General features: G+C 72.2%; 11 protein-coding genes. 7 read left to right on the forward strand and 4 right to left on the reverse strand.

Annotated elements, in window-relative coordinates; all coding sequences use genetic code 11:
• On the reverse strand, window positions 1-1,433 hold a 1,433-nt coding region (locus tag HYE82_RS27020; protein ID WP_309144460.1), incomplete at its 3' end, for a helix-turn-helix domain-containing protein.
• A gap of 291 nt (window positions 1,434-1,724) precedes the next feature.
• Here HYE82_RS27020 and speB point away from each other — a divergent pair.
• From speB to HYE82_RS27045, 5 genes are all read left to right on the forward strand, one after another.
• On the forward strand, window positions 1,725-2,702 hold the full coding sequence (gene speB, locus HYE82_RS27025; RefSeq protein WP_179176777.1) for an agmatinase: 978 nt from the start codon (window positions 1,725-1,727) through the stop codon (window positions 2,700-2,702).
• A gap of 55 nt (window positions 2,703-2,757) precedes the next feature.
• On the forward strand, window positions 2,758-4,443 hold the full coding sequence (locus HYE82_RS27030; protein ID WP_179176778.1) for a thiamine pyrophosphate-binding protein: 1,686 nt from the start codon (window positions 2,758-2,760) through the stop codon (window positions 4,441-4,443).
• Window positions 4,444-4,505: 62 nt separating this feature from the next.
• Window positions 4,506-4,952 carry a hypothetical protein gene (locus HYE82_RS27035; protein ID WP_179176779.1) on the forward strand — a complete coding sequence of 149 codons (447 nt, stop codon included), beginning with the start codon at window positions 4,506-4,508 and terminating at the stop codon, window positions 4,950-4,952.
• 12 nt (window positions 4,953-4,964) lie between these two features.
• Window positions 4,965-7,112: a hypothetical protein gene (locus HYE82_RS27040; protein ID WP_179176780.1), complete on the forward strand. Its 2,148-nt coding sequence runs from the start codon at window positions 4,965-4,967 to the stop codon at window positions 7,110-7,112.
• Between the two features lies 1 nt (window position 7,113).
• Entirely contained in the window at window positions 7,114-7,767 is a 654-nt protein-coding gene (locus HYE82_RS27045; RefSeq protein ID WP_179176781.1) for a hypothetical protein, read from the forward strand.
• Here the strand turns inward: HYE82_RS27045 and HYE82_RS27050 are convergent.
• On the reverse strand, window positions 7,757-8,164 hold the full coding sequence (locus HYE82_RS27050; RefSeq protein WP_309144459.1) for an ATP-binding protein: 408 nt from the start codon (window positions 8,162-8,164) through the stop codon (window positions 7,757-7,759). The two genes, HYE82_RS27045 and HYE82_RS27050, sit on opposite strands and share 11 nt — an antisense overlap.
• Before the next feature lie 177 nt (window positions 8,165-8,341).
• Between HYE82_RS27050 and HYE82_RS27055 the strand changes: the two genes are divergently transcribed.
• Window positions 8,342-9,106, forward strand: coding sequence for a GntR family transcriptional regulator (locus HYE82_RS27055; RefSeq protein ID WP_179176782.1), 765 nt, complete (start codon window positions 8,342-8,344; stop codon window positions 9,104-9,106).
• 54 nt (window positions 9,107-9,160) lie between these two features.
• On the opposite strand, the gene HYE82_RS27060 is transcribed toward HYE82_RS27055, so the two are convergent.
• A complete protein-coding gene (locus HYE82_RS27060; protein WP_179176783.1) occupies window positions 9,161-9,505 on the reverse strand; it encodes a helix-turn-helix domain-containing protein in 345 nt (114 codons plus the stop codon).
• Window positions 9,506-9,526: 21 nt separating this feature from the next.
• On the reverse strand, window positions 9,527-9,727 hold the full coding sequence (locus HYE82_RS27065; protein WP_179176784.1) for a hypothetical protein: 201 nt from the start codon (window positions 9,725-9,727) through the stop codon (window positions 9,527-9,529).
• A gap of 330 nt (window positions 9,728-10,057) precedes the next feature.
• Between HYE82_RS27065 and HYE82_RS27070 the strand changes: the two genes are divergently transcribed.
• Window positions 10,058-11,968 (forward strand): ABC transporter ATP-binding protein (locus tag HYE82_RS27070; RefSeq protein ID WP_256987752.1); only part of this gene is annotated, 1,911 nt, incomplete at its 3' end.

Here is an 11,968-nt window from a genome sequence, read left to right on the forward strand (position 1 = left end):
CCCTCCCACCGCAACGCGAACCACAGCTCCGCCCGCGCATCCGGATCGTCCAGGTCCCGCCCGAGCAGCACCGAGCAGCGGGCAACGCGCTGCCGGACCGTGTTCCGGTGCACCCCCAGAGCCGTGGCGCTGCGGTCCCAGCTGCCGTGGTGGGCCAGCCAGCCCCGCAGCGTCTCGCGCAGCACGGGAGCCAGCGGGGCGAGCAACGCCTCCGCGTGCGCCCGGGCCTCGGCTTCGCCGACCAGGCCCGCGAAGCCGGGTTCGGTGTGGCGGGCCAGCGGTGCGCGGGCCGCCTCGGCACGGTCCAGGGCGCGCCGGGCCTGCGCGTCCGCGGTGGCCAGCGCTTCGGGCGCGGCCGGGGCACTGACCCCCAGCCGCCATCCGGGCTGCGGGCCGGGATCCCGATCGGTCAGGAGCCGTACGCCGGGACCGGGCCGCGGATCCAGCAGTACGGTCCCCAGCGCCGCGGCGAGGGCCCGCGGGTCGGGGTCGGTGCCGCCGCCGCGGGCGTGGACCGCGTACCAGGGGCCGGGGCCCAGCACCTCCGCCGGGGAGCCCCCGAGCAGCAGCCGCGCCAGGGCGGCGGTGTCGTCCCCGGCGGGCCGTTCGGCGGTGAGCAGGGTCAGCAGGACGGCGGCGACCGAGGCGACGGTGTGATCGCCGGGGGCACGGGCCGGGGTGGCCGTCCCCAGCACGGCGTGGCGGCCGAGGGCGTACGCGGCGAGGTGCCGGCCCCCGGCCTGATCGGTGGCGGTGGCGGGCCCCCCGGCCCGGCCGACCCGGGCCATGAGCGAATCCAGAGCCGCATGCCCACCCTCCGGGGGCAGCGGTGTGCCCGCGGCCCGCCCGTCCGGCCACAGCACCACGTACCCGCCCAGACTCGCCGCGAGCCGGGACAGCACCGCCGGCACCGGATCCGGCCGGGCCGCGGCCGCAGCCAGCGCCTGCTGGGCCTCGGTCACGCGGCGCAGCTCACGGGTCCGCGCCTCGGCCATCAGCCGCCACACCGCGCGGGCGACCGCGGTGAACGGGGTGCGCGGCGGAACCTCCAGCAGCGGCAGCCCGTGCCGCGCACAGGCGTCGGCGAGCGCGGCCGGCACCTCCTCGTGCACGGGGGCCACTCCGAACCCGAGGGCCGCAGCCCCGGCGGCGGCGAGCCGGGAGACGTACCGGTCATAGGAAGCGGCAGCGAGGGCAGGCCCATGCCCACCGGGCTCGTCCCCACCGGGCCCGTCCCCCGGCCCCGCACCCGCAGTGAGCAGCAGCTCCCCGCCCAGCAGGTAGGGCGACGGATCGGCCATCTCGGAGGCGTGCACCCCGTGCACCCAGGCCTCGGCCGGCCCGGCCAGATGCCGCAGCCCGAGCTCCCGGTCCCCGAGCAGCGCCCCCAACGCGACAGGCGGCACAGGCGGCACAGGCGAAACGGACGGCACCGCCGACGGCCCGGCGGCGGCCCCTTCATCCACCGGACCCGGACCCGGACCGGAACCCGGATCCGGACCCAGCCCCGGCCCCGGAGCCGAATCGGACGGTTCACCCGCCCCTGATCCAAGACCACTCATGGATGCTCCGCACACGCCGGTCGGACAGTATGGATGGAACGTACACTGCGCGCCCGGACCCCGGCGACTTACGCTCGAAGCACCGCACAAGCACAACGCCAGCAGCACCTGCAAGACCTGCACGACCCGCAAGGCCTGTAGGACCTCCAGAAGGGCACCCCCATGAGCACCGAGCGCAACGAGCAGACGCCCCGCGGACCGGTCGACTCCTCCCGCATCCCGCGTTACGCGGGCCCCGCGACCTTCGCCCGGCTGCCCCGCCTGGACGAGGTCGGCTCGGCGGACGTCGCCGTCGTCGGCGTGCCCTTCGACTCCGGCGTGTCCTACCGCCCCGGCGCCCGCTTCGGCGGCAACGCCATCCGTGAGGCCTCCCGCCTCCTGCGCCCGTACAACCCGGCGCAGGACGCCTCCCCGTTCGCGCTCGCGCAGGTCGCCGACGCCGGTGACATCGCCGTGAACCCCTTCAACATCAACGAGGCCGTCGAGACGGTCGAGGCCGCCGCCGACGAGCTGCTGTCCGCCGGTTCCCGCCTGATGACCCTCGGCGGCGACCACACCATCGCCCTCCCCCTCCTCCGCTCGGTCGCGAAGAAGCACGGCCCGGTCGCCCTGCTGCACTTCGACGCCCACCTGGACACCTGGGACACGTACTTCGGCGCCGAGTACACGCACGGCACGCCGTTCCGCCGCGCCGTCGAGGAGGGCATCCTCGACACCGAGGCCCTGTCGCACGTCGGTACCCGCGGCCCGCTGTACGGCAAGCAGGACCTCGACGACGACGCCAAGATGGGCTTCGGCATCGTGACCTCCGCCGATGTGTACCGCCGCGGCGCGGACGAGATCGCCGACCAGCTGCGCCAGCGCATCGGCGACCGCCCGCTGTACATCTCCATCGACATCGACGTGCTGGACCCGGCGCACGCGCCCGGCACCGGCACCCCCGAAGCGGGCGGCATGACCTCCCGCGAGCTGCTGGAGATCATCCGCGGCCTGTCCTCCTGCAACCTGGTCTCCGCCGATGTGGTCGAGGTCGCCCCGGCGTACGATCACGCCGAGATCACCTCGGTCGCGGCGTCCCACACCGCCTACGAGCTGACCACGATCATGAGCCGCCAGATCGCCGCGGCGAAGGGCAAGTAGGCCCCGCCGCGTCGGCCGGCTGCCCGGCACGCCAGCACGGAAGGCACGTAACCGCGTGACGCACGACCACGACCTGGTACTCCGCCCCACCGACGCCCAGCGGGCGGCGGCCCTCGCGCCGCCGCCGGGCCGGACGGGCGGGGACCTGGTCGTGGAGACGCTGCGCGGGCTGGGCGCGACCACCGTGTTCGGGCTGCCCGGGCAGCACGCCCTCGGGCTGTTCGACGCGGTCGGTCGCTCCGACCTGCGGCTGGTCACCCTCCGCGTGGAGAACAACGCCGGCTTCGCCGCCGACGCGTACGGCCGGATGACCGGCGAGGCGGTGCCCCTCCTCCTCTCCACCGGCCCGGGCGCCCTGACCGCGCTCCCCGCACTCGCCGAGGCAGCGGCGGCCTCCTCCCCCGTACTGGCGATCTCCTCCCAGGTACCGACCACCGGCCTCGGCGGCGGCCGGCACGGCCACCTGCACGAGCTGCGCGACCAGGCCGCCTCCTTCCGGGACGTGGTCAAGTCCGTCCACCTCGCCCGGACCCCCTCCCAGATCCCATCCGTCATCGCCGAGGCCTGGGAGTCGGCACTGACGGCCCCGCACGGGCCGGTGTGGGTGGAGATCCCGGAGGACGTCCTCCGCACGGAAACGTTCGTCCCGCAGGTCACCGGCATGGACGCGACCCCGCACGACCTGCCCCCGCGCCCCGAGCTGACGGCCCTCGCCGCGCACTGGCTGGAGAACGCCGAACGCCCCGTGATCATCGCGGGCGGCGGCGTCGTCCGCGCGGACGCAGCAGGCAAGCTCAAGCAGCTGGCCGAACGCCTCTGCGCCCCCGTGGTCACCACCTTCGGCGGCAAGGGCGCCTTCCCCTGGACCCACCCGCTCTCCCTCCAGTCCTGGCTGGAGGACCGCCACACGACCGACTTCCTGGAGGACGCGGACGTCCTCCTCGTCGTCGGCTCCGGCCTGGGCGAGCTGTCCTCGAACTACCACACGTTCCGGCCCGGCGGCCGGGTGGTCCAGATCGAGGCGGACCTCGGCAAGCTGGAGTCCAACCACACCGCGCTCGGCATCCACGCGGACGCCCGCCTCGCGCTCCAGGCCCTCCTCGAAACCGTGGCCGAACGCCGCGACCCCACCGCCCCCGACCGCGTCCGCGCGGTCCTCTCCGCCGTCGCAGACCGCCTGGCCTCCCAGGACCTCGCCCTGGAGCAGGACCTCCTCCACTCCATCAGGTCGGCCCTCCCGCCCCGCTCCCCGTCCTTCTGGGACATGACGATCCTGGCGTACTGGGCATGGTCGGCCTTCGACCCGAAGCACCCGAACACCATGCACTCGGCCCAGGGCGCGGGCGGCCTCGGCTACGCCTTCCCGGCCGCCCTCGGCGCGTGCCTGGCCGAGCCGGGCACCCCGGTCCTGGCCGTCTCCGGCGACGGCGGCGCGATGTACTCCATCGCCGAGCTGGCCACCGCCCGCCAGCACGACCTGGACGTCACCTGGCTGATCGTCGACGACGGCGGCTACGGCATCCTGCGCGAGTACATGACGGACGCCTTCGACGGCCGCACGACCGGCACCGAACTGACCCGCCCGGACTTCACCGCCCTGGCGGAATCCTTCGGCATCCCGGCGACCCCGACCTCTCCGGACGCCCTCCGCGCGGACCTCGCGAAGGCCCTCGCCACTCCGGGCCCCTCGGTGGTGGTACTTCCGGCCAAACCCCGCATGTTCGCCCCCACGCACCTTTAGGGCTTGCTCAGGGGGCTCGCTAGGGTGGCCTTGATCAGGTGGGCGGAGTGCGAGGGGGAGCAGTGTCGTTCGAGGAGGAGTGGGGCCGGCACAAGCAGGCGGCCGCGACCGAGGGCACGTCGCCGCAGATGCGGCTGAACCAGCTCGCCGCCGACCCGGGCGGCGGCTCCGGGACACCCAGCGGATACGGGGTGCTGGCCACGATCCCTCCCGAGAAGAAGAAGGCGGCCAACACCATCCAGAACGTCCTGCAGCCCGGCACGACAAACGCTGCGAACGCGGCCGACGAGCCGACCAAGAACGCGGTCAAGGCCTTCACCGGCTGGGACACGGCGGCCGGTCTGACGAAAGCGCACACGCACTGGGACGACCAGGTCAAGCGCCTGATGGCACGGCTGGACTCGGAGAAGACAGGCCTGCGCGAGGCGTCGAACATGCTCAGCGGAACCGACCAGCTGACGGGCCGGAGCTTTCAGCCCCTGCAGTCCAAGGTCACGGGCCTCTACTAGAGGGAGACGGACGTGCCGAACTACGCCGAGATCATGCAGACGGACCTCTCCGCGCTCACCACGGCCGCCGACGGCTGGAAGGCCATGGCGACGCAGTTCAAGACCATGGAGGACGTCTACAAGGACGAGGTCCAGAAGGTCTCCGCCGGCGACGGCTGGCAGGGCAGCAGCGCGACGGCCGCCGCCGCCAAATCCTCCGTCACGCGCCAGGAGTACGCGTCGGCGCAGAAGGAGGCACTGGCCATGGAGTCGCTGCTCCGCGACGCGTACGCCCGGTTCACGGACCTCAAGAGCCGCCTGGTGTCCGCCGTGGCGGACGCCAAGGCCGCCGGCATGAAGGTCTCGGACGCCGGCAACGCGAGCTTCGACTTCTCCAAGGTCGACGCCGGCACCGCGAACGCGGCGCGGCACGATCCCGACCTCCCGGAGATCGAGCGGGCCTGGACCCGCCGCATCGCGGACAGCGTCAAAGCGATCACGGAATTCGACGCGGACGTCAAGACCGCCCTGCTGAACGCGTCGGGCGCGGACGGCACGGCGATGTTCGGCTTCAACTCGAAGCCCGTCAACGACGTCGAGGCGGTGGAGGCGCTCGCCCTCACCCAGAAGATCCGTGACGGCAAGGCCTCTCCGGAGGAGCTGCGGCACTACGACGAGGTCCTGAAGCAGAACTCCGGGGACAAGCACTTCAGCGAGGCGTACCTGAACGGGCTGGGGGCGAAGGGCACCCTGCTGCTCGCCGACCAGATGAACCTGGCGTCGAACGACCGCGGCGCGTCGGCGGCCGACAGGAAGCTCTACGAATCGATCAACGCCGGCCTCGCCGGGACGATCGCCTCGGGCACCAAGGACCCGGACAGCTACGCGTACAAGCCCTTCGTGAACGGGCTCAAGGAGCAGGGCCCCGAGCTGGTCGCCAAGGGCCTGCGGCCGACGTACGGCTACCAGTCGCTGGTCACCCTCATGGCGCACGGCGACGGCTACGGCAAGCAGTTCCTCAACGACGTCGGCGACGGCATGATCGCGGCCGAGAAGTCGAAGCCGCACATGTACGACCACGCCTGGGACTCCCAGCGCCCGAACCTGGTCTCCGACCCGCTGGACGGCCTGCTCAGCATCATGGCCAAGGACCCGGACTCCGCGACGTACTTCCTCGACCCCGACGCGCCCGGAAACAAGAACGAGCACCTGAAGTACATGCTCACCGAGCGCGACATGCCGGACCCCTATTTCGCGACCAACGTCGGTCAGCCGATCGAGATACGCGGCGACAAGACGGCGGGCCTCGGCGCGGCCCTCCAAGCGGCGGCGACCGGCCACACGGACGGCGAGAAGCTCGGCCCGCCCGGCCCGCACACCGAGGGCCAGGCCCGCGTGATGCACAACGCCATCCGCCTCCTCGACGACGAGATGGGCGGCGACAAGTTCCCGAAGCACCTGGAGGGCCTGCGCCAGCCGATGGCGAAGGCACTGGTCGACTACGTGGAGGACACCCACGACATCCTCGGCGGCCAGAAGTCCGACCTGGGCGGCATCAGCGGCAGCGACTCGATCCACGGTTCGGGCGACAAGGCCCAGATCGCGGTCGGCCAGGCCAGCCTGGTCCGCGTGATGCGCGGCATCGCGGACGACGGCCCGAGCTACGCCCTGCTGGTCGAGGCGGAGCGGAACTACTCGGCGGAGCTGCTCACCGCTGCCGCCCCGTACAAGGGTGACCTGCACGGTGTGAGCGCGGACTGGGACAACCGGGCCCATGACATCGGCGCCGCGGCCGGCGCCCTGAACGGCATCGGGGCCGACGTCTACAAGGACAAGGAAGACGACCGGATCAAGTGGGCGGAAGGCACTTCTGAGCACACGGCCGCCGCTGCGAACGGACTCATCGGCGAGATCCCGATCGCGGGCACGGTCGGAGGCTCGCTGATCGACTCGCTCAAGTACGAGTGGGTCGCCGGCGTCAAGGATGAGGCCGAGGAACAGGGGAAGAAGGATTCCAGTGGCAATTACGGCAAGGGCATACAGGCGACCAACGACATGCTCGACGCATGGGCCAGGGATCGACAGATCGTGAAGGACCCCGCCTTCGACCATGCCAAGGACGGTGCAGGCGACGCATACACGACTGGACGGGACGCCGCTCGTGCACACCTCCGGTCCTGATGTGCTCAAGACCCTCGGGCGGTCGACAGCTGCTCTCCTCTGTGTGCTGACACTGGCATCGTGCAACTTGGGCGACGCCGATGAGAAGGCGGCGGATCTGTGCGGGACCACGTCCTCCTCGGAAGAGGCGGTTCTTCTGCGTGAAGTCCTCGAGACCGAGGGCTTCACGACGAAGGTCCGCAAGTCCATGGGCGAACTGGTGAAGAAGCTGGAGCGCGACCTGCGGTCGATGCGTCCCGAAAAGCAGACGTACTACCACCTCACGTGCACGTTCCAGGCGGACACCGATACGCGTCTCGCCCAGGCGAACTTCTCGTTCGCATGGGCGCCTCGGACCTCTCCTCAGCAGCCGTGGTTTACCGGCGATGTGTCGTACGACGTGAACGGTGCGCGCGGCGTGGCGGACTACACGAAGGCGCGGTTGCTTGTCCAGTGCGACATGCCCGGTGAGCTCGCGGAGCAGTCGCAGAAGGCGTACCTGTCCGCGGACGTTTATTACTCGTTCATGGACTTCGAGCCTGACACGGGCCAAGCGGCAACGGACAGGAAGATGGCCCTCGCTGCCCTCATGACCCGCCGCGTCACCGAGGCCCTCGGCTGCGAGAACAAGCCCCTGGAGAAGCCCCCGGTCGTGAAGCCGCTCCCTACGCCCTGACCGGGAACTCGGCCCAGACCGTTTTGCCGATGCCGTGGGGGCGGGGCTCCTGGCCCCACCGGCCGGCGACGGCGGCCACCACGGCGAGCCCGCGCCCGCTCTCGCCGTCCGGCCTGTGCGGCCCCGGTTCCAGGTCCACCCAGTCGCCGGCGTCGGCGACCTCGACCCGCAGGCACGTGCCGTCCCACACCGCCCGTACGCCGATCTCCCGGCCGCGGGGCGCCCGGGCGTGCCGTACGGCGTTGGTGACGAGCTCCGACAGTGCCAGCTCCGCCGCCTGCACGACCTGCGGGGCGACGCCCCACGAGCGGGCTTGGGCCCGGAAGAACGCCCGGGCCCAGCCGGGTGTGCGCGGGCTTCGCGGCAGGAGCCAGAAGGCGTTGTCAGCAGGAGCCACAACTACCACCTCACCTATCTAGATAGGCGCCCAGTAAAGCGTCGGGGTGCCCGTCGGCCGCCCACTCGATCGCTAGATGTCTAGATATGTGCGCGGATGCAGGGTCGCGAACGGACAAACGCCCTTTCTTGCCAGGTGTCGCCCCCTAGGCTGTCCGGAGGTGATCAGGAGGTTCACATGCCGAGTGGCGGCGAGAAACGGCAGCCCAAGTACCAGCGCATCGCCGCCGCGTTGAAGGACGCCATCGCATCCGGCCGGTACGGCCCGGGCGACCGGCTGCCCGGTGAGAGCGACCTGATGGCCACGTACGGGGTGGCCAGGATGACCGCCCGCCAGGCGTTCGCGGCCCTGCAGGCCGAGGGGCTGGTCGAGGCGCGCAAGGGCGCCGGCGTGTTCGTCCGGGAGTTCAAGGTCGGCCTCCGGCGCCGCGGGATCCAGCGGCTCGCCGTCGAGGTCTGGGGCGCGGGCGGCTCGATCTGGGCTGCCGACGGCAAGGGGCACGACCTGGAGGTGGAGTTTCTCGGCGTGTCCGAAGAGCGTGCCCCGAGCGCGGCGGCCGCAGCCCTGAAGCTCCCCTCCGGATCGGCCGTCTGTGTGCGCCGCAGGAGGTTTCTTCTCGACGGCAGGCCGGTCATGGTCGCCACGTCCTACCTGGACGCCGCCCTCACCGCCGGCACCCCCATCGCCGAGCCGGACACCGGCCCCGGCGGCATCTACGCCCGCCTCGCCGACCTCGGCCGCAAGCCGGTCCGGTTCCGGGAGGAGATCCGCTCGCGGATGCCCACTCCGGAGGAGGCCGGAGCCCTCACCCTCGTGCCCGGAACGCCGGTCGTGCTGGTACGCCGTACCGCCTTCGCCGTCGACGGGCGGGTCGTCGAGGTGAACGAGATGATCCTCGACTCCGCGGCCTACGTCCTGGAGTACGAGTTCGACGCGCCGTGACGGCCGGGCGCAGGAGGACACGTACGGGACGCCCCGCGCGCGGGCTACGCCCCCTCAGGCGGCCTCGCCCTCCCGGGCCGTGAACGCGACCCGGGAGGTCTCCCCGACCAGGGTCAACCGCAGCTCGGAGTCCATGGCCCGCGCCAGCCGCGCCAGCAGCGGAACCGTGGGCACGGTCCCGCCGAGTTCCAGCTTCGACACCTGCGGCTGCGTCATCCCGGCCCGCCGGGCCAGCTCGGTCTGCGAGATCCCCAGATCGCGCCGCCGGTCGAACACGGCCTGCCCCAACTCGAAGGCGAGCCGGATCTCCTCCCGGTGGCGTGCGGCCTCGGGGGACTCGGCGACTCCTTGTGCCGCCTTGCGATCCCTGGCGAGTTTCCACTGAGCGTGGCTGACCATGGCGATTCTCCGTTCCAGACGTCACGGGTGTACACGCCGATTGCCGGGCCGCAGTACGCGCACACCGTCACCCAGGTGTCGCGAGTACGGCTCCCCGAGCGTGGTCGGCGCGTCGAGGAGGGGCCCCACGGCGTGCTCGGCCACCCGGTAGTCGCCGTCCGGCAGGTTCATGAGCCACAGCCTGACCTCCGGTTCGATCTCCACCGCGTATGGGCCGTTCATATATCGGAACGTATAGACATTCCAGTGCATGGGGTCCGGAAGAGGCAGGAAGTCACCCCAATGGGTGGGACACCGCCCGTGGCGGCCCCACCCCTCGTCCCCCAACGGCCGCGCCCCGCGTGCGTTCGAGGTGACATATCTGCACCTTCGAGATGTTGCGGCGGGATGAAATCCGCCGGTGGGGGCGTTGGGGGAGGCGGCAGCGACGGACGGACGGGGAGGCAGAACGTGGCGGCGGCGCACACAGCGACGGGGACGGCGCAGACGACCGGAGAGAGGCCGGACCAGCCCGGGCAGAAGCCCGGCCGGGGCGAGGGCTGGGCCAGGCGGCTGGCCGCCTACACCTGGCGGTACAAGGCCAACGTGGTGCTCGCGCTCGGCTCCTCCCTCGGCGGCATGGCCGTCATGGCCCTCGTCCCGCTCGTCACGAAGGTCATCATCGACGACGTCATCGGGGACCGGAGCAGGCCCATGGCGCCGTGGGCCGGGCTGCTCATCGGCGCGGCGGTGCTCGTGTACGCGTTCACCTACGTACGCCGCTACTACGGCGGGCGCCTCGCCCTCGACGTGCAGCACGACCTGCGCACGGACATGTACGGCACCATCGCCCGCCTCGACGGCCGGCGCCAGGACGAGCTGTCCACCGGCCAGGTCGTCGGCCGGGCCACCAGCGACCTCCAGCTGATCCAGGGCCTGCTCTTCATGCTGCCGATGACCATCGGCAACTTCCTCCTCTTCGGGATATCCCTGGCCGTCATGCTGTGGCTGTCGCCGCTGCTGACGCTCGTCGCGCTGCTGATGGCGCCCGCGCTGTGGTTCATCGCGGACCGCAGCCGCAAGAAGCTGTTCCCCGCCACCTGGTGGGCGCAGGGCCAGGCCGCCGCCGTCGCCTCCGTCGTCGACGGGGCCGTGACGGGCGTCCGCGTCGTCAAGGGCTTCGGCCAGGAGGACCAGGAGACCGCCAAGCTGCGCGATGCCGGCCGCGGCCTCTTCGCCGGGCGGCTGCGGAGCATACGCCTCAACTCGCGCTACACCCCCGCCCTGCAGGCGGTCCCCGCGCTCGCCCAGGTCGCCATGCTGGCCCTCGGCGGCTGGCTGGCCACCAACGGCCAGGTCACCCTCGGCACCTTCGTCGCCTTCTCCACCTACCTCGCCCAGCTCGTCGGTCCCGTCCGCATGCTCGCCATGGTCCTCACCGTCGGCCAGCAGGCCCGGGCGGGCGTGGAGCGGGTGTTCGAGCTGATCGACACCGAGCCCGCCATCCAGGAGGGCACGAGGGAGCTGCCCGCCGACGCCCCCGCCACCGTCGAGTTCGACGACGTCGTCTTCGGCTACGACCCCGAGCGGCCCGTCCTCGACGGCTTCTCCCTCACCGTCGCCGCCGGCGAGACCGTCGCCGTCGTCGGCGCCTCCGGCTCCGGCAAGTCGACCGTGTCCCTCCTCCTGCCCCGCTTCTACGACGCCGACCGCGGCACCGTCCGCGTCGGCGGCCACGACGTCCGCGAGCTCACCTACGACTCGCTGCGCGCCGCGATCGGCCTCGTGCCCGAGGAGTCGTTCCTCTTCTCCGACACCATCCGGGCCAACATCGCCTTCGGCCACCCGGACGCCACCGAGGAGCAGGTCCGGGCCGCCGCCCGCGCCGCCCGGGCCGAGGACTTCATCGAGCGCCTGCCCGCCGGGTACGACACCAAGGTCGGCGAGCAGGGCCTGACCCTCTCCGGCGGCCAGCGTCAGCGCATCGCGCTCGCCCGGGCCATCCTCACCGATCCCCGGCTGCTGCTCCTCGACGACGCCACCTCCGCCGTCGACGCCCGCGTCGAGCACGAGATCCACGAGGCGCTGCGGGCCGTCATGGCGGGCCGCACGACCCTCCTCATCGCCCACCGCCGCTCCACGCTCGCGCTGGCCGACCGGATCGCCGTACTGGACCGCGGCCAGCTCGCGGACATCGGTACCCACGAGGAGCTGGAGCACCGCTCCGGTCTGTACCGGCGGCTGCTGACCGACGCGGACGCGCTCGGCGCCGCTTCGCCGCGCACCCCCGAGGCCGCCCCGGCGGCCATGGACGAGTTCGAGCGGGACTTCGAGCAGGACATCGAGGTCGAGGCCGAGATAGACGCCGAGCCGGTCAACGCCAAGCGGCGCGTCGTCGACGGCATCACCCCCGAGCTGTGGCGCCGCCGCGAGGACTCCGCCAAGGCCGCCTCCGCCTCCGCCCCCGCCGCGGCCCCCGGCGCC

Source organism: Streptomyces sp. BR123 (genome assembly GCF_013401435.1).
In the GTDB taxonomy this organism is placed as follows: Bacteria; Actinomycetota; Actinomycetes; order Streptomycetales; family Streptomycetaceae; genus Streptomyces.